A 22,476-nucleotide genomic window follows, 5' to 3' on the forward strand; every position below is an offset into this window, starting at 1 on the left:
GTTAAGCTTGATTAAAATACCGACTGAAAACGGGTCAGTTCGACCTGCACAGACTTCACCTGGGTGTAGCTCTGCAGCGTCATCAGGCCATTCTCGCGGCCGATACCGGAGTGCTTGTAACCGCCCACCGGCATTTCAGCGGCGGATTCACCCCAGGTGTTGATCCAGCAAATGCCCGCTTCAATCTGGTGAATGACGCGGTGCGCGCGATTGAGATCCCGGGTGACCAGACCCGCCGCCAGGCCGTATTCGGTGGCATTGGCGCGGCGCACCACTTCTTGCTCGCTGTCGTAGGTCAGGATCGACATCACCGGTCCGAAAATCTCTTCGCGTACGATGGTCATCTCATCACGGCAATCGGTGAACACGGTCGGTTCTACCCAGGCACCGTTATCAAACGCCGCGCCGCTCATGCGTTTACCGCCGCACAGCAGGCGCGCGCCTTCGCTGATGCCGGATTCGATATAGCGCAACACATTGTCACGGTGCGGGAAGCTGACCAGCGGGCCGAAGTTGGTGGCCGGATCGTTGACATCGCCAGCTTTGATGCGCGCCACGCGTTCAGCGATTTTTGCTTCAAACGCCTGCTGCAATGCCGTCGGCACAAACACGCGCGTGCCGTTGGTGCACACCTGGCCGGAGCTGTAGAAGTTCGCCATCATGGCGATGTCGGCGGCGAGATCGAGGTCGGCGTCGTCAAACACGATCAGCGGAGATTTGCCGCCCAGCTCCATGGTCACCTCTTTCAGCGTGGAGCCGGCCGCGTTGGCCATCACTTTTTTGCCGCTGGCCACGCCACCGGTGAAAGAGATTTTGTCGATGCCCGGATGGTCGGTCAGCAGCTGACCGGTCACCGCGCCGCGCCCGTTCAGCACATTGAACACGCCATCCGGTACGCCGGCTTCGCTGTAGATTTCTGCCAGCTTCAGCGCGCTCAGCGGCGTCACTTCGCTGGGTTTAAAGATCATCGCGTTACCGGCCGCCAGCGCCGGTGCGGATTTCCACAGCGCGATCTGAATCGGATAGTTCCATGCGCCAATACCGGCGACCACGCCAAGCGGTTCGCGGCGCGTATAGACGAAGGAGGTATCACGCAGCGGGATCTGCTGGCCTTCCAGCGCCGGGATCAGGCCAGCGTAGTACTCCAGCACATCGGCACCGGTAACAATGTCCACCGCCTGGGTTTCACTCAGCGGTTTACCGGTGTCGAGGGTTTCCAGCGCCGCCAGCTCATCGTTACGCTCGCGCAGGATATCCACCGCACGGCGCAGGATGCGTGACCGCTCCATCGCCGTCATGGCCGCCCAGATTTTCTGGCCTTTTTGCGCGGCGGCGACCGCGCGATCGACATCCGCCTGCGCGGCTTCATGGACCTCGGCCAGCACTTCGCCATTGGCCGGGTTGATGGTCTGGAATGTGTCGCCCGCTGCTGCGGCAACGTATTGACCATCAATGTATAAATGCTGCTCGGTGAATCGGGACATGGTTGCTCCTTCCTCAGTGATTCGCGGCACCAGCCAGCTGCTGGCGAATGAATTGGGTGGTGAGCGTTCTGGCAATCGCCAGATCAAACGGTTTGCCGCTCAGCGCAGCGCGCAGCCACAGGCCATCAATCAGCGAGGCCAGACCGTGCGCGGCCAGCCGCGCCTGCTCACGCGGCAGCTCGCGGCGAAACTCGGCAGCGAGCGTAGAAAACAGGCGACGGCTGCTGACGCGTTCCAGGCGACCCAGCTGCGGCTGATGCATGCTGCTGGCCCAGAAGTCCAGCCACGCTTTCATCGCTGCGCTGTGCACCTGGGTGTCGTCGAAGTTACCTTCGACAATCGCCAGCAGGCGCGCTTCGGTGCCGGCTCCCGCCAGCGGTTTCAGTCGTGCCGCCACCGCATCACGCAGCTGACGCGTCACGTCGCGCATGGTGGCTTCCAGCAAACCGTTTTTGTCTTTGAAGTAGTGGCTGATGATGCCGGTCGAGACGCCGGCGCGCCGCGCAATCTGCGCAATGGTCGCGTCATTGATCCCGACTTCGTTAATGGTACTCAGGGTCGCATCAATCAGTTGCCGACGACGTATCGGCTGCATTCCCACCTTTGGCATGACTCCAGCTCCACCACAATGTAAGACCCCTATTAAAACTTTTTTTGATTGCACGTTCAATATAAAAAAGAAACTTGTTAGGATACTGTGCTTCGGTTGTTATGAAAGCGCAACGGGAAGGTGAATACTGAACCGTGCCGAACAATCAGGAGGGAAAACAGGAGAACGATACCGATAAGGCTGATCGCTACGGCCCTGCTACTTCATTGAATAATTACAGGAAATTAACCAGAGGTAACCGATGATTAATCCACCTGCCAGTGAAAAAGACAGAATCAATCCCGTGGTGTTTTACACCTCTGCCGGACTGATTCTGACATTTTCACTTGTCACCATTTTGTACAGCGATCTCGCTGCCGGCTGGATCCAGAGCGCCGTCAACTGGGTATCGTCCACTTTTGGCTGGTACTACATGCTGGCCGCCACGCTGTATATCGTCTTTGTCATCTATATGGCCTGTTCACGCTACGGCGCCATCAAGCTGGGCCCGGAGCAGTCCAAACCCGAATTTAGTCTGCTGAGCTGGTCGGCGATGCTGTTTGCCGCCGGCATCGGCATCGATTTGATGTTCTTCTCGGTGGCGGAACCGGTCACGCAGTATATGCAGCCGCCGGAAGGGGCCGGGCAGACTCTGGAAGCGGCGCGTCAGGCGATGGTGTGGACGCTGTTCCACTACGGTCTGACCGGCTGGTCGATGTATGCGCTGATGGGCATCGCGCTCGGCTACTTCAGCTACCGCTATAATCTGCCGCTCACCATTCGCTCGGCGCTCTATCCGATTTTTGGCAAACGTATTAACGGCCCGATTGGCCACACGGTGGATATCGCGGCGGTGATCGGTACCATTTTTGGTATCGCCACCACGCTGGGTATCGGCGTGGTACAGCTCAACTACGGGCTGAAAGTGTTATTTGATGTGCCGGAAGGGCTGACGGCGCAGATGGCGCTGATTGTACTGTCGGTGGTGATTGCCACCATTTCGGTGACCTCGGGCGTGGATAAAGGCATCCGCATCCTGTCGGAGCTGAATGTCGCGCTGGCGCTTGGTCTGATTCTGTTTGTGCTGTTTATGGGCAAGACGGATTTCCTGCTCAACGCGCTGGTGCTGAACGTCGGTGATTACATCAACCGCTTTATGGGCATGACGCTCAACACCTTTGCGTTTGATCGTCCGACGCAGTGGATGAACAGCTGGACGCTGTTTTTCTGGGCGTGGTGGGTGGCGTGGTCGCCGTTTGTCGGCCTGTTCCTCGCCCGTATTTCCCGTGGCCGCACCATCCGTGAGTTTGTGCTCGGCACGCTGATTATCCCGTTCACCTTCACGCTGCTGTGGCTGTCGGTGTTCGGTAACGCGGCGCTGTACGAGATCATCCACGGCGATGCCGGTTTTGCCCAGGAAGTGATGGCGCATGCCGAGCGCGGTTTCTACAGCCTGCTGGCGCAGTATCCGGCGTTTAAGTTCAGCGCCTCGGTCGCCACCATTACCGGCATGCTGTTTTATGTTACCTCGGCGGATTCCGGCTCGCTGGTGCTGGGGAACTTCACCTCGAAGCTGAAAGACATCAACAGCGATGCGCCAAACTGGCTGCGCATTTTCTGGTCGGTGGCGATTGGCGTGCTGACCATGGGCATGCTGATGACCAACGGCATCTCTGCGCTGCAAAACACCACGGTGATCATGGGCCTGCCGTTCAGCTTCGTGATTTTCTTTGTGATGGCCGGGCTGTATAAATCACTCAAAGTGGAAGATCACCGCCGCGCCAGCGCCAGCCGTGATACCGCGCCCTATATTCCGGCTAGCAATGACCGTCTGAGCTGGAAAAAGCGGCTGTCGCGCCTGATGAACTACCCGGGCACGCGCTATACCCAGCAGATGATGGAAACGGTGATCTATCCGGCGATGCAGGATGTCGCCAAAGAGCTGGAGCTGCGCGGCGGTCGCGTATCGCTGGAGAGCGTTGCGCCGGAAGAGGGCCAGCCGCTGGGCTACCTTGATCTGCGCGTGCACCTCGGCGAGGAGCAGGATTTCGTCTATCAGGTGTGGCCGCAGCAGTACTCGGTGCCGGGCTTTACCTATCGCGCCCGCAGCGGTAAGTCGCACTATTACCGGCTGGAAACCTTCCTGCTGGAGGGCAGTCAGGGTAACGATCTGATGGACTACAACAAGGAGCAGGTGATCATTGACATTCTCGATCAGTACGAGCGTCACCTGAACTTTATCCATCTGCATCGTGAAGCGCCGGGCAGCAATATCACTTACCCGAGCGTGTAACAGTGCGGGCAGCCGTGCAAGGCGGCTGCCCGTTTAATCACGCGGCGTTCCTCGCATAATTGCCAGCGGCAGCTAGACTCACTAGCTGACCTGAAGGGGAACATAATGAAATTGGGTTTTGCGTGTAAGTACTTTGATTCTGAGGCTAAACAGCCCTTTCCATTTAAAACCACCACCCGCACACGCTTTCTCGCTATGGAGCGTAACGCGGCGGCCACGCTGCTGCTGACACTGGCACAAAATAACCTGCAGAACCTCTCTCTGACGCTGGAACAGCTGGCGCAGCAGCCGGATGCGTTGCGCATGATGCGCATCGGCAGCGATCTGCTGCCGCTGTACACCGTGCCGCTGGCCACTGAACTGTATGGCGATATTCTGCCCGAGCTGCAGCCGCTGTTTAGCCGCTGCGGCGAATTGGCCCGCGCGCACAACATTCGCCTGTCGTTCCATCCCGGCCAGTATACGGTGCTGGCTTCGGATAATGATGACGTGGTGGATCGGGCGCTGGAGGATGTCGAGTACCACACGCTGTGCGCGGTACTGATGGGCTACGGCAGGCAGTTTCAGGATTTCAAAATCAACATCCACATGAACGGCAAACGCGGTATAGAGGGTTTTCGCGCGGCGTTTATGCGCCTCAGCCCGGAAGCCCGCAACATGCTGACGGTGGAAAATGACGAAATTTCCTGCTCGCTGGATGACGTCTTGCAGGCGCGTGCGCTGTGTCCGGTGGTGCTGGATATTCACCATCACTGGGTGAAAGAGAATCAGTTTATTCAGGCCAGCGATGAACGCGTGGCGCTGATTCTGGAGTCGTGGCGCGGCGTGCGGCCGGTGCTGCACTATTCGATCGCCCAGGAAGGGCTGATTCCGGAGAGCGGCTTTCCCGATCAGGAGCAACTCGCCGCCTCAAAGCCGAAGCTGCGCGCCCATTCTGACTACTATTTCAACCAGACGCTGAATGACTGGGCGCTGTCGTTTGATCGCTTCGACATCATGTGCGAAGTCAAAATGAAGAACCTCGCGCGCGATCGCCTGTATGACTATGCGCAGACGCGCTGATTAACCGCTTACGGTGCCGTGATCACAATGGCGACGCGGCGATTTTGCGCCCGGCCCTGCGCAGTGTTATTGCTGGCGACCGGCGCGCTCATGCCCAGCCCGCGCGTCACGATGTTTTGCCGTGGAATCGCCGCGCCGGTGGCCCACTGATCGGCCACCGCGTTGGCGCGTTTCAGCGACAGCTGCTGGTTGTAATCCGCTTTGCCGTAGTTATCGGTGTGGCCGTCAACGCGCAGATGTTCGATGCCGGTAGCGGCCAGGCTTTTCGCCATCTGCGCAATGCTGGCTTTGCTGGCGGGCGTCAGGTCAGATTCATTAATGCCAAACAGGATCTTATCGGACAGGCCCAGTCCCCAGCCTTCGGTGTTTTCGCTGAAGCCGGCGTCGCGCATCGCTTTAATCTGCGCGTCGCTAAAACGCCCGGTTGACTGACAGCCGACACAGGCCAGCACCATAACCAGCAAACATGATTTCAGTTTCATACGCGTACCTTACTCATTCCTTTGTTTTTATACATGTGCATATCGGCGCGTTCCAGAATCGACGCCACCGAATCGCCATGCTGCGACCAGGCGTAGCCGATGGTCACCGATGTGGTGATCTGCGTGCCTTCCGAAATCACAATCGATTGCGCGATTGCGGTACGAATATCTTCCGTCAGCTGCTGCAGATCGGCTTCTGAGGTGCGGCTGGTGATCAGCATGGCAAACTCGTCACCGCCCAGCCGCGCCACCAGATCGTCCTGATACGCCAGCGCGCTGAGGCGCGCCGCGATGGCCTTCAATACTTCATCACCGGCGGCATGGCCCCAGTTGTCGTTAATGCTCTTGAAGCGATCGCCGTCGAGAAACAGCAGCACAAAATTCTCATGCGCCAGCTGCTGATCCAGCAGCTGCGACAGGCGGCCAACAAACGCCGAGCGGTTGGCCAGTCCGGTTAATGGATCCTCCAGCGCTTTGGCCGCCAGTGAACGGTTATCGCGCAGCAGCGAGGCTTTTAGCGTCTGCATTTCACTCAGCAGCGAGTTGAGATCTTCAGAAAACAGCTGAAACTCTTTGGTCGGATTTTGCGGTACGCGCGTCGAGAAATCGCCAGAGCGAATCACGTAATGGATGGCGCTGGTGATATTGCGCAGCGAGCGCAGAATACCGCGATGCAGAAATTCACTCAGCAGGCAGGAAATCACCAGCACGCACAGCATACCGATGGATAAAATCATCACCGAATAGCGAATAAAATCGGCCGCACCGCTGACGGTGCCAGCCAGCATTAAATGGCCGACCTGGGTTTCGGCGTGATTAATTTCCACCGCCAGCGGCTGCTGATAAATCCAGCGACGCAGTAGCGTTTCATACCAGCCGCTCTCTTGCTGGCGATCGTGCCAGTCCACCAGTACGGTATTGCCCGCCGTGACCAGCTTCGCGGAGGCAAACATCCCTTCATTGCCGAGCAGGGCTATTTTGTTGCGGGCATCATAGCTGTCTTCAAATACCGTCGCGGCGGTCAGGCTGGTGCTGAGTGTGGCGGCAATGAGTTCGAGGTTTCTTTTCTCATAGCGTTTAATAAACAGTAAAGACGTCGATGTCAGCAGCAGCCAGCACAGCAGTAATATCACGGCGGCATTGACGGTGCTGATACGACGCAACTTATTGCGAATCGATGATTTATCTTTTTTTATGCTATCAAACTTCATCTTATTTGCTTCCTTTGCGGGACAGCAACAACACGTCCGGGCTCACTCTGACACCGCTGCGCGCCAGCGAGTCAAGGTTGACGGAAAATGCGGTGTGATCGCGGTTAAAGATCAGACAAAAGGCCGCGCCAACCGCACAGTCCGGGTTGTTTTCCGCGATGGACAGGACGGCTTTACCCTGTAGCATCGCCAGCAGTTCAGTTTGCTGCTGCGGCGTCTGATCGCCGAAGTAAATGGCATCGCAGCGCTGGCGGCTGAGTTCACTGGTCTGGTTAATCCACACCACGCTGAACGGCGTCGGGCCCTGAGGCTGCGCAAGGTGCTGTGCTGACGCGAATACGCACAGCTGTGGCGGCTGTGTTAACTGTGGCCAGTGGCTAAAGCTGATGATGCCGCTGACGATGCGGTTAGCCTGATCGTCACGCTGAACCGCACTGTTTGCCGCCTGAGCAGCAGGAAAACAGAGGAGATAAATGAGAGAAAATACGGGAAGAAATGCGCGTAAGCCCTGCAATAAATAGAGCAGCTGGCTGTCGCCCTTCACCTTTAATTGTAGTTGTAACATAGCGCTATCTCTGAACAGCAACCGGGAAATAGTACCATCGCGCTGTACAAAAGAGTACCGCCGTACAGGCGCTGATACCGCGATCAGGCAGGTTAGAATAAATTCGTCAGGACCGGATTTAAATAGAGAGTTAAAAGAGTAATGAATAAAAACGCAGCAGAATAAGCGTATTAAGGCTGACTTCTGCCGGATATTCCCGCAGCAAAATTAGCGCAGCGGCGCGATTTTTCGCAAAATGAATTGTCCGGCGACGCCGGATATTCCCTTTGTGGCGCAATGGCCCTGAATTGAACAATCATTCAGCGCCATTCACCGCATTTTTTTAATTAAAATCCAAATCCCGGCCGTTGCTGGCAATGACCCGCTGATACCACCAGAAGGATTTTTTGCGCAGCCGGTTGAGCGTGCCGTTGCCGTGGTCGTCGCGATCGACATAGACAAATCCGTAGCGTTTACTCATTTCACCGGTCGACGCCGCGACCAGATCGATGCAGCCCCAGGTGGTGTAGCCCATCACCGGCACGCCGTCAGCAATTGCTTCACCCATGGCGCGAATGTGCTGTTGCAGGTAGCTGATGCGGTAATCGTCTGCAATTTCCCCGCTGGCATTGATTTCATCGTGCGCGCCGAGACCGTTTTCCACCAGAAACAGCGGCTTCTGATAGCGGTCGTACATCATATTCATGGTGATGCGCAGGCCAAGGGGATCAATGCCCCAGCCCCAGGCGCTGCGCGCCAGATGCGGATTGGTCAGCGACTTCACCACGTTGGCGGCGCTGCTGTTCTGTTCATTCATCTCTGCCGACGCGCAGCGCGAGGCGTAATAGCTGAAGGAGATGAAATCGACGGTGTGGCGCAGCAGTTCGTCATCGCCTTCCGCCATGACAATCTCCACGCCTTTCTCGCGAAATACCCGGGCGGCATAAGCGGGATAAGCGCCGCGCGCCTGGACATCGATAAAGAATAAGTTCTCGCGATCTTTCTGTAACGCGGCCCACACATCTTCCGGCTTGCAGGACCACGGATAGAAGTTGCCGCCGGCCAGCATGCAGCCAATCTGATTCTGCGGATTGATCTCATGGGCGATTTTGGTTACCAGCGCGCTGGCGACCAGCTCATGATGCGCTGCCTGATATTTCACCTGTTCGTGATGTTCATCCGGCGCGAACACCAGACCGGCACCGGAGAACGGGCTGTGCAACAGGATATTGATCTCATTGAAGGTCAGCCAGTACTTCACCAGACCATCAAACGCTTCGAAGCAGGTGCGGGCGTAGCGGGCGAAGAAATCGATCATTTTACGGTTGCGCCACGAGCCGTATTCGGTGACCAGATGCATTGGCACATCGAAGTGACACAGCGTGACCAGCGGTTCGATGCCGTATTTGCGGCACTCCTCAAATACGCTGCGATAGAAGGCGATACCTGCCGCGTTCGGCGTCAGCTCATCGCCGTTGGGATAAATGCGGCTCCAGGCAATGGAGGTGCGAAACACCGTGAAGCCCATCTCCGCCATCAGGGCGATATCTTCTTTATAGCGGTGATAAAAATCGATGGCGTCGTGGCTCGGATAGAACTCATCGTCGCGCAGCGTAAAGCGCGGCTCCAGTCCCAGCTTAACCGCCATGCGATGCTCGCCGTGTGGAATCATATCCACCGTGGTTAAGCCTTTACCGCCGGCGCGATAACTCCCCTCTGACTGGTTGGCGGCTAATGCGCCGCCCCATAAAAATCCCGCAGGAAATGTCACTTCAGACATCACTCACCTCAATCACAGCCCATTATTAGTTTGCGCTGACCGGCTTTGCCGCTTCCGACTTACCGGGGCGCGGCGCGGTCTCCGTCACCGGAATATCTTCAAAGCCAAGAATCAGCGTCAGGATGAACGACAGCACCACTGACAGCACCATCACGCCAGCCACCCAGACGATGCTCATCGGGTTGGTGGGATCGAAAAACTGGACGCTGGTAAACAGGCCCGGTGAGGCCATCGAGTGGCTGGCGAGGCCGCCAATGCCGGCCACCGCACCACAGATAAAGCCGCTGATCAGGCTGGCAATCAGCGGACGTTTCAGGCGCACCGCCACGCCGTACAGCGCCGGTTCGGAAATGCCGGCGACGATGGCGGAAGCTGCCGCCGCGAACGCCGTCTGCCGCAGTTCCGGATTTTTGGTTTTGAACGCCACCGCCAGCGATGAGCCGCCCAGTGACAGGTTGGCGCCAATTTCCGACGGCATTACCATGCCTTCTTTGCCGGTCTCAGCGATGGTCTGAATAATGGTCGGGGTAAACACGCGATGCATGCCGGTCATCACCAGCAGCGGCCACAGCCCGCCCATGATCGCCACCGACAGCCAGCCGAGATAACCGTGAATGGTATACACCAGCGCCGAAATACCGCTACCTATCCAGATACCGAGCGGGCCAATAAAGACGATGGCGATGGGGGCTGCAATCAGCACAATCAGCATCGGTTTAAGGAAGTTTTTGGTTACCGCCGGGGTAAAGCGATCGACCCAGTATTCGATGTGCGACAGAATCCACGTCATCACCAGCGCGGGGATCACCGTGTAGGTGTATTTCACCGCGGTGACCGGCACCGAGGCGAATTCCACTACCTGACCCTGCGCCGCTTTGGCCATCAGGTCGATAAAATTGGGATGCACCAGCACGCCGGCAATGGCAATCGCCAGCGACATATTGGTTTTAAATTTCAGCGCTGCCGAAGCCGCCACCATCACCGGCAGGAAGAAGAAGGCGCCATCACCAATCACATTCAGGATGATCAGCGTCGACGAGCCTTTGGGCAGCACGCCGCTCATCTCCAGCATCATCGCCAGCAGTTTCACCATCGATCCGCCAATGATCGCCGGGATCAGCGGTGACATGGTGCCGACCAGCGCATCGAGAATGCCCGCGCCGATACTGTGCAGCGTGATTTTCCGTTTCACCGGCGCGCTGCCGCTGTTGCCCGGCGTGCCAAGTTTCATCACTTCCTGAAAGGCGAGATTGACGTTGTTGCCGATGATCACCTGACACTGGCTGTCGGTGTGCACCACGCCCATCACGCCGGGAATAGCTTTCAGTGTGGCGTTGTCGACGCGCGCGCTGTCTTTCACCACGAAGCGCAGGCGTGTCATGCAGTGGGTAACGGCTTCAATATTCTCTAATCCGCCGAGCGAGGCCACAATGGCTCGTGCGGCGTCAGCGTAGTTGGTCGCCATGAATGTTTGTCTCTGATTGTAGGGTAGAGGAAACGTCGGTTTCGTCTGGCTGTTATGTGTTCATGAGAAACCGGTTTCACAAAATCATGAACAGGAGCATTCATTCAGACAAGAAAAATCGCTATTCTCGTTTTAATTTTGTGATGTTGATCGGCTGGCGTACGGCAGGATCTTCACCTGCAGGCGCAGGGCGACAAGAAAATTCCCCGTCTTATTCATCGCTTAGGTACACTGAGGCGATGAGCAGCGAAGCAGAGTGAAGCATGGCAACCATACTTGAGGTGGCAAAAAAGGCCGGCGTGTCAAAAGCGACGGTGTCGCGCGTGTTGTCCGGCAACGGCTACGTCAGCCAGGAGAAGCGCGATCGGGTGTACCAGGCGATTGCCGAGACCGGCTTCCGGCCGAATTTGCTGGCGCGCAATCTGGCGACTAAATCCAGCCAGACCATCGGCCTGGTGATCACCAACACGCTGTATACCGGCAGCTATTTCAGTGAAATGATGCAGCATTCGGCGCGCATTCTTGAGCAGCAGGGCCGTCAGCTACTGCTGGTGGACGGCAAACACAGCGCCGAAGAGGAGCGTGCGGCGATTCAGTTTCTGCTCGATCTGCGCTGCGATGGCGTGATCATCTATCCGCGTTTTCTTACCATCGATGAGATGGACAGCATCATTGCCCAGCACCGCCATCCGATTCTGGTGATCAACCGGCGGCTGCGTCAGCACGACAGTTACTGCATCTACTCCGATCAGCAGCGCACCAGCGCCGAGGCGGTGGCGCAGCTGATTGCGCTCGGCCATCGCGATATCGCTTTTATCACCGGATCGCTCGACTCGCCGACCGGGCGCGAGCGGCTGGCGGGTTATCACGCGGCACTGGCGCAGCATCAGCTGGTGGCGGATGACGCACTGGTAGTGGAAGGCAAATGGCAGGCGCAGCAAGGGGCAGCGGCAGTAGAAACGCTGCTGGCGCGTGGTAAACCGTTCAGCGCGCTGGTCGCCAGTAACGATGAGATGGCGGTGGGCGCGCTGAAAGCGCTGGCGGCGCATAACATCCGCGTGCCGCAGCAGGTGGCGGTGCTGGGTTTCGACGATATACCGCTGGCGCCCTATACCATTCCGGCGCTGGCCAGCGTGCGCATGCCGGTGACCGGCATGATCGAGGAGACCATTGAACGGCTGGTGTCGATGCTCGACGGCGGCGAAATGCGTAACCGCAAAACCTTTGCCGGCGAGCTGATTCTGCGCGAATCTATCGGTCCCGGCCCGTTTTATCCTGGCTGAAATCAGGCGTTCAGCAGCGCCTGCTTAAACGAATAGATGTGCACGCGCGCGGCGTCTTCTGCCCGTGTTACATCACCCTGCGCCAGCGCCGCAATGATTGCGTCATGCTCGGCGATCACCTCCTGCATGTGCTGCGCGCTCGACAGCGTGGTTGCCCAGAAGCGCTGCGCCTGGGCGTGAATGATGCTGAGAATATCTGACAGACGACCGTTGCCGGCGATGTCAGCCAGCACCTGATGAAACTCGCGGTCCAGCAGCATCATCTGCTCACGATCGCGCGCCACGCTGGCGGCGGCGATGCGCTGATTCAGCGCCTGTAGCTGGGCAATCTGCGCCGGATTCACGCGCTGCGTCGCCAGCCGCAGGCACAGCGCTTCATTTACCAGCCGCACTTCAATCAGCTCCAGCGCATCGTCAATCGACAGCGGTGCCACCATCACCCCTTTACGCGGGATAATCTGCAGTAACCCTTCGGTCGCCAGCCGATGTACTGCCTGGTTAACCGGCGTGCGGCCCATTGCCAGATCCTCCATCACCTGCGCGGTATTGAGATATTCACCTGGCTTATAGCGCAGCGTAATCAGGCGATGCCTGAACGCCAGATAGGCCTGTTCATTCAATGAAACGCTTTTTTGTCCGGCCTGTGACTTCACATTTTCAGCAACTGAATCACTCATCACGCAGATCCTTATTGGGGTACTGAGACATCTTACACAAAAACCTGGCATGAAAATGGCTATATTGAAATTGCAGTGAAATTTCACACGCATTTTTCATCAGGAGATCGTCGCATGCATTTACGCTTTACAACCGACTCACAAGCCGCCCCGGTGCTGGATGTCGACATTAAGCAGCTGGTCATTGCCGGATGGGTTGGCCGCGACCAGGCGGCGGTGCTGCACCATATCAGGGAGCTGGAGGCGCTGGGCGTGCCCGCACCTGGTGCAGTCCCGCTGTTTTATCGCGTAGCCACCCAGCAGCTGGCGCAGCACAGCCCGCTGGAAGTGGTGGGCGAGCAAACCTCCGGCGAAGCCGAGCCGTTTGTGTTTTTCCATCGCGGCGAATACTGGGTGTCGCTGATTTCCGATCACACCGACCGTCACCTGGAAACCTTCAGCGTGGCACTGTCGAAGCAGGCCTGCGTTAAGCCGGTCGCCGGTCATGCGTGGCGTATGGCAGAGGTTGATCCGCACTGGGATCGGCTGGAGCTGCGCGCGTGGATCAAAGTCAACGGCGACTGGGTGACTTATCAGCAGGGCACGCTCGACTCTCTGCTCACGCCGATGGATCTGCTGGCGCGCTACTTCGGCGGTCGCCCGGTCAGCGAAGGCTTTGCGATGTCATGCGGCACGTTGAGCGCGATCGGCGGCATCCGTCCGGCCAGCGAGTTCCGCATGGCGCTGCACGATCCGCTGCTGAATCGCACGCTGGAACACCACTATGTCACCGGCACGCTGCCGGTGATTGCCTGAGGAGACGCGTATGACCACCTTATGGCAGGCGAGCCAGCAACTGCGCGCCGGAGACCTCACCGCAAGCGCCGCGACGCAACAGGCACTACGCGCCGCTGAGCAGCCATCGGGCGAAGGCGCACGCGTGTTTACGCGGACCTGCGCCGACAGCGCCGTTCAGCAGGCGCAGCAGGCTGATGCGCGCTGGCAACAGCAGCAGCCGCGCAGCCCGATTGATGGACTGCCAGTCAGCATCAAAGACCTGTTTGATGTGGCGGGCGAACCCACCTGCGCCGGATCGCGCGTGCTGGCGGATGCGCCGCCCGCCGCGCGCGACGCGCATATCGTGCAGCAGCTGAAACAGGCCGGTGCCGCTATCGTCGGCAAAACCAACATGACCGAGTTCGCTTTTTCCGGGCTCGGTATTAATCCGCACTACGGCACGCCGGCTAACCCATGGCAGCGCGGCGAAAAACGCATTCCCGGCGGTTCTTCATCCGGCGCGGCGGTGGCGGTGGCCGACGGCATGTGCCTCGCGGCGGTCGGCACGGACACCGGCGGCTCGGTGCGGATACCGGCGGCGCTGTGTGGGCTGACCGGCTTCAAACCCAGCGCCAGCCGCATCAATCAGGCCGGCACGCTACCGTTATCGGCGGCACTCGACAGTATTGGCGTAATTGCCCATGACGTGCGCAGCTGCTGGCTGCTCGACAGCGTCATCGCCGATCGGCCTTTGCCGCTGACAGAGCGTGATATCAAGCGGGCGCACTTTGCGATTCCACAGACCCGGGTGCTGGACGGGCTGGATCTCGCGGTCAGCCAGGCGTGGCACCACGCGCTGGCACAGCTGCGCGCGCAAGGTGCCACGCTCACCGAGCTGCCGCTGTCTGAACTGGCAGAACTGGAAACCATGAACGCCCGTGGCGGCATCACCGCCTGGGAAGCCTGGCAGTGGCATCAGTCGCTGCTGCAGTCGCACGCGACGGGTTATGACCCGCAGGTGCGGATGCGCATTGAGCGCGGCGCGTTGCTGAATGAGACCGACGCACAACTGTTGTATCAGCAGCGCGCCGACTGGCGGCAGCGGGTGGAGCAGGCGGTGGCACCGTTCGATGGCCTGTTGCTGCCCACCGTGCCGCTGATTGCGCCGACCATCGCCGAACTCGACGACCCGGAGCGCTATCGCCAGGTCAACCTGCTGATGCTGCGCAACACCAGCGTGATCAACATGCTGGACGGCTGCGCCATCTCCCTGCCTTGTCATCAGCCCGGCAGTGCGCCGGTGGGTCTGATGCTGGCCGCCACCCATGGCCACGATGCCGCGCTGCTCAGCTGGGCGCTGGCGCTTGAATCCATCCTGCAACGGAGTCTCTGAAAATGACACATCCTCACGGCATGCTGTTTGTCGCCACCAACGTCGCCGCTGAAAACGAAGCTGATTTCAATCAATGGTATGACCATGAACATGTCGCCGAGCGCGTCGCCATTGACGGCTTTCTCAGCGGCACGCGCTATCAGGCGCTGGATGCTGAACGCAAGTACCTCGGACTGTATGAAACCCGCTCGCTGGAAACCTTCACCAGCGCCGATTACTACGCCGCCTTCACGCGCCAGACGCCTTGGTCGGTAAAAAACCTGGAGCGGATGATCAAACCGATGCGCCGCGTGTGCGCCATCACTCAGCAGCACGGTCAGGGCAGCGGCAGCCACCTTGCGGTGCTGACGCTACAGGCTGGCATTGAAACTGCAACGCTCAACGCCTGGCAGCAGCAGGTTGCTACGGTGCCGGGCTATATCGCCTCGCGCTTACTTACGCCGGACACCACGCTGAGCACGCCGCTGCCTCAGGAAGATCGGGCGCAGCGCGCCATGCAGCCGATGCTGCTGCTCAGCTGTTCGTGCGCCGATGCCTGCCAGACACTGGCGGCCGCCGCGTCACAGGCGCTCAATGCCCGCGCTGAATTTTATGCGCTCAGCTGGCAGCTCACTAAACAGGAGATGGCTCATGGCGAATACTGATTCTACTCTGCCGCACGCCGCGCGTGCCGCAGCAGGGAAAACCCACACCGGCCGTCTTGCCGCGGCCAGCTCCATCGGCACCGCGCTGGAGTGGTACGACTTTACCGTTTACAACATCATGGCGGCGCTGGTGTTTAACCATGTGTTTTTCCCCAGCTTCGATCCGCTGGTCGGGACCATTCTGGCGTTTTCAACTTACGCGGTCGGTTATGTATCACGTCCGGTGGGTGGTTTTATCTTTGGCCATCTCGGGGATGTCGCCGGACGCAAGGCGGTCTTGATCACCACGCTGGTGATCATGGGCGTGACCACGGCGCTGATGGGCATGCTGCCCGGATATGCGCTGTGGGGCATCTGGAGCCCGATTCTGCTGGTGGCGCTGCGCTTTGTGCAGGGCATCGCGCTGGGCGGCGAATGGGCCGGCGCGGTGTTGCTCTCCATGGAGCACGGCGAAGCCAGTAAGCGCGGGCGTAACGCCTCGTTCGCCCAAGTCGGGCCTTCCTGCGGTACGCTGATTGGCACCGGCTTTATCACTTTAGTGACGTTGTCACTCAGCGGCGAACAGTTTCAGGAGTGGGGCTGGCGCATCCCGTTCCTGCTCAGTCTGCTGCTGGTGATGTTTGGCCTGTGGCTGCGGCGTGGCGTGGAAGAAACCCCGACTTTCGTGGCGATGCAGCAGGCGGAGAAAACCAGCCACTCGCCGCTGAAAGAGGTGTTCCTGCGCTATCCACGTGAACTGCTGATCGCCGGCGGCTCGCGCATCGGCTCTGACGTGCTGTACGCGCTGGTGGTGGTGTTCACCCTGACATACGTCACCACCGTGTTACAGCTGCCGCGTCCGCTGGCGCTGATGGCGACGATGGTCGGCGCGATTGGCAACGCGTTGACGGTGCCGCTGTTTGGCGCGCTGTCCGACCGCCTCGGCCGCCGTCCGGTGTACATTGCCGGCGCGCTGCTGGCTATTGTCTGGTCGTTTGTGTTTTTTGTCCTGCTCGACAGCACTCAGCCGTGGCTGATTGTGCTGGCGGTGGTGATTGGCCTGCTGATTCACGCCATGATGTACGGTCCGCAGGCGGCGTTTGTCACCGAGCAGTTCCCGAGTCACGTGCGCTATGCCGGTTCGTCACTGGCCTATACGCTGGCTGGCATTATCGGCGGCGGTTTTGCTCCGCTGATCATTACCTCGCTGTACAAAGAACTGGGCAGCACGCTGTGGGTGTCGCTGTATGTGACGCTGGCGCTGGCGATCACGCTGTTTGCCTTATGGAAAGCCAAAGAAACCGCGCACCAGTCGCTGTAATCACCTCTGGCGAAGGATCGCCACCTTTTATTAAATATTCATGTGCAGCGCCGGTTCACTCTGCGGCGGCTCGGTCGAGATTTGCGGCAGCGGCAGCGGTCGTCCGATGTAGTAACCCTGAATGGCATCGCACGCCAGCTCCTGCAGTTGCGACATCTGCACCGGCGTTTCCACGCCTTCCGCAGTTACCGACAGGGAATAGGCTTTGCCGAGTCCAATCATGTTTTCCACCACCTGGCGCGCCTGGGGCGAATCGGCCAGCGGAAAAATAAAGGATTTATCGATTTTGATGCCGTCGAACGGGAAGGCGCGCAGGTAGCACAGCGACGCATAGCCGGTGCCAAAATCATCAATCAGAAATCTCACCCCCAGCGCTTTCACCGCCTGCATCACCGCCAGGGTTTTTTCCGGATCGCTCAGCAGCGCGTTTTCCGTGACTTCAATTTCCAGCCGCTGGCTCGGCAAACCGCTGAGCTGCAGCACCCGGGTGATGCGTTCGGCTAAGGCGCTATCCTGCAACTCGCTGGCGGAAATATTCACTGAAACCGCCATTTCCGGCCGGTAACGGGCGATGTCCTCGCAGGCATTGAGCAGCACCCAGTCGCTCAGCGCGCTGATCAGGCCGGTCTCTTCGGCCAGCGGAATAAACTGATCGGGCATCAGTAAGCCCAGCCGCGGATGCTGCCAGCGTACCAGCGCCTCGACCGCGCTGATGCGCTGCGCGATCAGGTCATAGCGCGTCTGATACACCAGCCGCAGCTGGTTCTCCTGCAGCGCTGCGCGCAGCTCATGCTCCATTTCGCGCCGCTGCACAATTTTCTCTTCCATGTCACGGTCGAAAAATATCCACTGGTTGCGACCGCTGTTTTTCGCTTTATACAGGGCGATGTCGGCGAAGCGCAGCAGATCGCTGGCGTTGTCGGCATCCTGCGGGGCCAGTGCGATGCCGAGACTGCCGCCGATGTGGATGTCGTTGTCGTACACCGGGAACGGCAGATTGAGCTGGGCGATGAGCTGCTGACACAGCGCGTCGACCTGTTCGCGGCTGCCCGCCTCCGGCAGAATCACCACAAACTCATCGCCGCCGAGCCGCGCCACCAGGCCGTTGCCGTTGAGCGTGCGCCGGATACGATCTGATACCGCATGCAGCACCTGATCGCCCGCTGCATGACCGTAGAGATCATTGACCGGTTTGAATTTATCCAGGTCGATCATAATCATCGCCAGCAGCGGCTGCGCCGGCAGTGGCAGGCTCAGCTGCCCCGTGAGGAATTCGCGCATCTGCACGCGGTTGGCCAGTCCGGTCAGTTCATCGAAGTGCGACAGATAGTGCGCGCGCGCCTGCGCTTCAACTTCCAGCGTTACGTCGCTGGCGCTGCCGCGAAAGCCGCTGATACCGTGCGCCAGGCTAACGCGCTTGAGGGTCAGATTGCAGTAGCGCGGTTGATGCTGGGCGGAGAGATAGCGGCAGCCGTTCAGCGTGAGCTGAGCGCCCGAGTCTGCCAGCTGCAAAAGCCGGGCGCGCTGGTGTTCATCGCACAGCAGGAAATCCAGTAGCGTGCGCTGCAGCCACTCCTCGCTGGTAAACCCGGTCACTACCGGGAAACGGCCGGAAACCCAGCTGAAGCGCAGCTGGTCGTCCATCTCCCAAATCCAGTCGGTGGTAATTTCGGCGATATCACGAAAGCGGCGTTCGCTTGCGCTGAGCGCCCGCTGGCTTTGCGCCAGCAGCAGCGTATTTTCATCATTGAGCTGCGCCTTACGCAGCGCGTTGCGCATCAGCATGATGGCACCATACAGGGTGATCAGCATGGCGATCACCAGCAGCGGCAGCAGGGCGGTCAGCAATTTACCGCCGGGGTTGCTGCTGGTCCAGCGCAGCGTGGCGTCATGGCCGTCGGCGGCGAGGCGCAGACTTTCTGCCACTGGCGCACGGGGTGCAGCGAATTCCACCCGCAGCGCGTTGATGCCGTACTCGTGCCCCAGCTGCTGTAATTTTTGCGGCGTCAGGCGATCGGCAAAGATCATCAGCGATGGCGCACCGGGCACCTGCGGCACGCTGTTATCGCCACCGGTAGTGATCCAGGCCGCGCACAGCAGCACTAACTGCTGATTTACCACCACAAAGCGCGACAGCGCCTTACCGTCATTGTGCTGTAACTGCTGACGCAGCGCGGGCAGTTGCTGGCGACCGAGCCAGCCGGTGAAATCGCGTTGCTGCAGCTGACCGTCGATCACGCTGTAAACCGTCTCACCGCGCGGCGCGATGACAAACACGCCCTCGTAGGCAAAGGTCTGGAACAGCGACTCACCCAGATTCTGCCGCGTCCACGCCCAGTCAGTATTCAGCGTGCGGTGCAGGTTTTGGTAGGCTTCGCCCCATTCTGCATTATCGGAGAGGTGAAACTGCATCACTTCCTGACGCGTCTGCAACGCCTTCTCCAGCAGCAGGCGGTTTTGCCGCGCCTCCTGCTGGTTGAGATCGCTGGCGATAAAGCACAGCGTCACCAGCGCCACCATAAAGGAAAGAAAAATCAGCAGCACCATCAGCAGCATCGGCTGGCGCATCAGTCCGCGCATCCGACCATCGGTCGGGAAATCCATCAGTGAACGTTTCGCCATCATAGACTTATCACAAACCAGTAAAATGATATTTCATAAGTACGTTATGAGTATCGGCATGACTGCGCCGAACCTGGGCGAAAAAGTAAAAAAAGCGTGAGCGAAGCGGCAAAAACAGATCGCATATTCGGCCAGGTGCCCGACGATGCCGTGGCGCAATCAGATCTGCATAAGGTCTGTTAATAAAAGGCCCTGCCGCTGCGTTTGTACCAGGGCAATTCGGCGAATGCCGGTAAACTTTTCCCGTTGCGCTAATAGCTTAGTGTTTATTTCATGCTGATGACGATAAATATATTACAGCCATAATTTATCAGAGCGTGATTTAACGTTCAGGACCTGAATAATTTCCTGGTTAAATGATGATGCGTTATCCAGGACTATTCTTGTTGAGTGTAAATCTTTGTCAGTGCTAATTTGCTGAAACCCATCTGCTCCTCTTTCCAGAGACCACTTATGCAACCACGTATCACGCATCTTGATGGCATGCGCGGATTAGCGATCCTGCTGGTGATTGCTTATCACGCCTATGCTCGCTGGCCCGAACTGTTGCCGTATGCCGCCACTACCCAGCATATTCCGCTGCTGGCATTTGGCTGGGTCGGCGTGCAGTTGTTTTTTATGATCTCCGGCTTTGTCATATTTATGACGCTGGATAAATCGTCCGGCTACCTCAGCTTTCTCAAAAAACGCTGGCTGCGCCTGTTTCCGGCAATGCTGATAGCCAGTCTGCTGCTGTACGTTGCCGGCGGCTTTTTTCCGGAGTGGTCGCTGATGACACCGGAAAGCCGCAACCTGCTGCCCGGTCTGATATTTATTAATCCTGAGACGCTGACGCAGCTCACCGGCATTGAATTCCGCTCCATGGCCGGATCGTTCTGGTCTCTCTATGTTGAAGCGCTGTTTTATCTGATTATTGGCGCGGTTTATTTCACCCTCGGACGTAAATACTGTCTGCCGGCGCTGATTGTGCCGATGTTATTACTTTCCGCCTCATCGGTATTGAAATCACTCGGCCATCCATTATTAATCGATGTCATTTCAAAATTCGGTTTTATTCACTACGCCTGGTTTATGGTCGGCTGTCTGGTTTATGAACGTCTGCACGGGCGCGATAAACGTTATCACTACGCACTGACCGCGCTGGCCTTGCTGATTAATTTCAGCTACTACGTTAAAAACAGCGGCGTGGTCGCCGTGATACCGCTGCTACTGGTAATGCTGTTTTTTATCGCCAGCTTTTATTCCAGACAGATTGAGCGCTGGCTTTCCCTGCGCTTTTTCACCGCCATCGGATTTGTCAGTTACGCCCTGTATCTGATTCATGAAAATTTAATGATCGCGATATTGATTAAGCTTAATGGCTATATCAAAAATGAGGCGGTGATGACGATGCTGCCGGTGGTGGTGGCCAGCGTACTGTATTACGTTGCCTGGCTGATCAGTAAATATGCCGAACCGGCGCTGCGTAATGCGCTGAAGTGGAAGCGGCAGCCCGCGCCGCAGGCGGGCAGTGGGCTGTAAACGCGCGGGAGCCAGCGCTCCCGCGTACGCTGTCACACATCCAGCCGGTGAATGACGTTCACAAACTCGTGTACGCCACTGTTGATTTCCCGCAGGCTGCGCGACAGCACGCTGATCTTCTCCTGTTCGGTCACCACAAATTGCCTGACCTCATCCAGCTGCTGATACATCTGCTGGATCAGGTCGGCATTTTGCTCCACGACCACGGAAATCTGTTTGGTGGCGCTGGCGGTCGAGGCCGCCAGGCGGCGTACTTCACCTGCCACCACGCTGAAGCCACGTCCGGCCTCGCCGGCACGCGCGGATTCGATGGCGGCATTCAGTGCCAGAATGTTGGTCTGCGAGGCAATCAGGTTGATGGTTTCCACCACGTCGCTGATGCTCCTGGCCGAGGCGGTGAGCTGCGCGCCAATTTCGGCGGCGGCATTCACCTGCTGCGCCACCAGTCCGGAGTTACGCACCGTTTCATCCAGCACTTCATTGGCGTTATCGGTAATTTGTGAGGTCTGCTCAGAGGTGGTCAGTGCGATATCCGCCACGCGCTTCGCCGCTTCAACGCGCGCGGTGATATCCGAGGCGATCTTAATCACTTTGTAGACCTTACCGTCGCCGTCAAACACCGGGTTGTAGCTCGCCTCCAGCCAGATGCGCTCGCCGCTGGCGGTCTTACGCTCAAAGCGACCGACAAAATGCTGACCGTTGCCGATTTTGCGCCAGAAGTCCGGATTCTCGCGGTAAAAATTGTCGAAGCAGAACAGGCGATGATGCTGGCCGGCGATGGCTGGCAGGGTATAGCCCATGTGAGTGAGGAAGTTGGCGTTGGCGGTAATGATGTGACCGTCCGGCGTGAATTCAATCACCGCCATCGATCGATCCAGCGCCGTTATCACCGCCTCTTTATGCTCCAGCTCCTGATGGCGCGCAGTGATGTCGCTCGCGACCTTGATCACTTTGTACACTTTGCCGCGCTCATCGCTCACCGGAAAATAGGTCGCGCTGAGCCAGAAGCGCTGATGCTGCTTGTTAAAACGCTCAAAAATGCCGTTCACCGATTCGCCGGCGGCCAGCGTTTGCCAGAAGGCGTAATAGTCGGAAGACTGGCTGTAAGCAGGGCTGCAGAAAATCCGGTGATGCTGTCCCTGAATTTCATGCAGCTGATAGCCGGTGACCTGTAAAAATTGTGCATTGGCGCTGAGGATTTCACCGGCCGGTGAAAACTCAATCCACGCAACATGCTGCTTTATCGCTTCAATATCCTTAGCAATGTCGCCACTTTTGGCAAATGGCAGAGAAAGGCTCGATTTTTTCACCCCGAACATGAGAGACCTCAGGCGCTTGGTATGCTGTTGAACGAAATGCAGGCGCAGATG

The 22,476-nt window shown here is 58.2% G+C and carries 18 protein-coding genes; 8 read left to right on the forward strand and 10 right to left on the reverse strand.

Translation table 11 applies throughout. The annotated features are described in order from the left end of the window. Positions 1–11: 11 nt before the first annotated feature. Both betB and betI read right to left on the reverse strand, forming a co-directional pair. Positions 12–1,484, reverse strand: a complete 1,473-nt coding sequence (gene betB / locus H7K56_RS09840; RefSeq protein WP_150360215.1) for a betaine-aldehyde dehydrogenase — start codon at positions 1,482–1,484, stop codon at positions 12–14. A 13-nt stretch (positions 1,485–1,497) separates the two neighbouring features. Then, entirely contained in the window at positions 1,498–2,094 is a 597-nt protein-coding gene (gene betI / locus H7K56_RS09845; RefSeq protein ID WP_058758824.1) for a transcriptional regulator BetI, read from the reverse strand. 241 nt (positions 2,095–2,335) lie between these two features. Here betI and H7K56_RS09850 point away from each other — a divergent pair, with 241 nt between their 5' ends. After that, on the forward strand, positions 2,336–4,366 hold the full coding sequence (locus H7K56_RS09850) for a choline transporter (protein WP_021509525.1): 2,031 nt from the start codon (positions 2,336–2,338) through the stop codon (positions 4,364–4,366). Positions 4,367–4,471: 105 nt separating this feature from the next. Continuing rightward, positions 4,472–5,428 carry an apurinic/apyrimidinic endonuclease family protein gene (locus tag H7K56_RS09855; RefSeq protein ID WP_021509524.1) on the forward strand — a complete coding sequence of 319 codons (957 nt, stop codon included), beginning with the start codon at positions 4,472–4,474 and terminating at the stop codon, positions 5,426–5,428. A gap of 8 nt (positions 5,429–5,436) precedes the next feature. Here the strand turns inward: H7K56_RS09855 and yfiB are convergent, their stop codons facing one another. The 5 genes from yfiB to ascF all read right to left on the reverse strand — a co-directional run bounded on the left by yfiB (position 5,437) and on the right by ascF (position 10,910). Beyond that, entirely contained in the window at positions 5,437–5,910 is a 474-nt protein-coding gene (yfiB, locus tag H7K56_RS09860) for an outer membrane lipoprotein YfiB (protein ID WP_150360216.1), read from the reverse strand. Then, positions 5,907–7,121, reverse strand: a complete 1,215-nt coding sequence (gene dgcN, locus H7K56_RS09865; protein ID WP_058770539.1) for a diguanylate cyclase DgcN/YfiN — start codon at positions 7,119–7,121, stop codon at positions 5,907–5,909. The genes yfiB and dgcN overlap by 4 nt, the downstream gene beginning before the upstream one ends. 1 nt (position 7,122) lies before the next feature. After that, a complete protein-coding gene (gene yfiR / locus H7K56_RS09870) occupies positions 7,123–7,686 on the reverse strand; it encodes a regulatory sequestration protein YfiR (RefSeq protein WP_058775074.1) in 564 nt (187 codons plus the stop codon). A gap of 322 nt (positions 7,687–8,008) precedes the next feature. Next, the gene (locus tag H7K56_RS09875) at positions 8,009–9,445 is read right to left on the reverse strand and encodes a 6-phospho-beta-glucosidase (RefSeq protein ID WP_150360217.1); all 1,437 of its coding nucleotides are present in this window, start codon (positions 9,443–9,445) and stop codon (positions 8,009–8,011) included. Between the two features lie 25 nt (positions 9,446–9,470). Next, positions 9,471–10,910: a PTS cellobiose/arbutin/salicin transporter subunit IIBC gene (ascF, locus tag H7K56_RS09880; protein WP_150360218.1), complete on the reverse strand. Its 1,440-nt coding sequence runs from the start codon at positions 10,908–10,910 to the stop codon at positions 9,471–9,473. A 263-nt stretch (positions 10,911–11,173) separates the two neighbouring features. On the opposite strand from ascF, the gene H7K56_RS09885 reads away from it, so the two are divergent. Further along, entirely contained in the window at positions 11,174–12,193 is a 1,020-nt protein-coding gene (locus H7K56_RS09885) for a LacI family DNA-binding transcriptional regulator (RefSeq protein ID WP_150360219.1), read from the forward strand. A gap of 2 nt (positions 12,194–12,195) precedes the next feature. Here the strand turns inward: H7K56_RS09885 and H7K56_RS09890 are convergent, their stop codons facing one another. Next, positions 12,196–12,870 carry a GntR family transcriptional regulator gene (locus tag H7K56_RS09890; protein WP_058770544.1) on the reverse strand — a complete coding sequence of 225 codons (675 nt, stop codon included), beginning with the start codon at positions 12,868–12,870 and terminating at the stop codon, positions 12,196–12,198. Between the two features lie 114 nt (positions 12,871–12,984). Here H7K56_RS09890 and H7K56_RS09895 point away from each other — a divergent pair, with 114 nt between their 5' ends. Genes H7K56_RS09895 through H7K56_RS09910 form a run of 4 tightly spaced genes read left to right on the forward strand, consistent with a single transcriptional unit; the run spans position 12,985 to position 16,963 of the window. Continuing rightward, positions 12,985–13,665: a DUF2848 domain-containing protein gene (locus H7K56_RS09895; protein ID WP_150360220.1), complete on the forward strand. Its 681-nt coding sequence runs from the start codon at positions 12,985–12,987 to the stop codon at positions 13,663–13,665. A gap of 10 nt (positions 13,666–13,675) precedes the next feature. Further along, positions 13,676–15,019, forward strand: a complete 1,344-nt coding sequence (locus H7K56_RS09900; protein ID WP_150360221.1) for an amidase — start codon at positions 13,676–13,678, stop codon at positions 15,017–15,019. Positions 15,020–15,021: 2 nt separating this feature from the next. After that, the gene (locus H7K56_RS09905) at positions 15,022–15,663 is read left to right on the forward strand and encodes a DUF4286 family protein (protein ID WP_141496047.1); all 642 of its coding nucleotides are present in this window, start codon (positions 15,022–15,024) and stop codon (positions 15,661–15,663) included. Continuing rightward, positions 15,650–16,963 (forward strand): MFS transporter, encoded by a 1,314-nt coding sequence (locus H7K56_RS09910; protein WP_150360222.1) that lies wholly within the window; start codon positions 15,650–15,652, stop codon positions 16,961–16,963. Before H7K56_RS09905 ends, H7K56_RS09910 begins: the two co-directional genes overlap by 14 nt. A gap of 30 nt (positions 16,964–16,993) precedes the next feature. On the opposite strand, the gene H7K56_RS09915 is transcribed toward H7K56_RS09910, so the two are convergent. Continuing rightward, positions 16,994–19,588: a bifunctional diguanylate cyclase/phosphodiesterase gene (locus H7K56_RS09915; RefSeq protein WP_282957648.1), complete on the reverse strand. Its 2,595-nt coding sequence runs from the start codon at positions 19,586–19,588 to the stop codon at positions 16,994–16,996. 450 nt (positions 19,589–20,038) lie between these two features. Here H7K56_RS09915 and H7K56_RS09920 point away from each other — a divergent pair, with 450 nt between their 5' ends. After that, positions 20,039–21,106 carry an acyltransferase family protein gene (locus tag H7K56_RS09920; RefSeq protein ID WP_150360223.1) on the forward strand — a complete coding sequence of 356 codons (1,068 nt, stop codon included), beginning with the start codon at positions 20,039–20,041 and terminating at the stop codon, positions 21,104–21,106. A gap of 32 nt (positions 21,107–21,138) precedes the next feature. Here H7K56_RS09920 and H7K56_RS23495 read toward each other — a convergent pair whose 3' ends face one another. Then, positions 21,139–22,425, reverse strand: coding sequence for a methyl-accepting chemotaxis protein (locus H7K56_RS23495; RefSeq protein WP_021509510.1), 1,287 nt, complete (start codon positions 22,423–22,425; stop codon positions 21,139–21,141). Between the last annotated feature and the right edge of the window lie 51 nt (positions 22,426–22,476).

The sequence above is a fragment of the Pantoea dispersa genome, from assembly GCF_014155765.1.
Taxonomy (GTDB): Bacteria; Pseudomonadota; Gammaproteobacteria; order Enterobacterales; family Enterobacteriaceae; genus Pantoea; species Pantoea dispersa.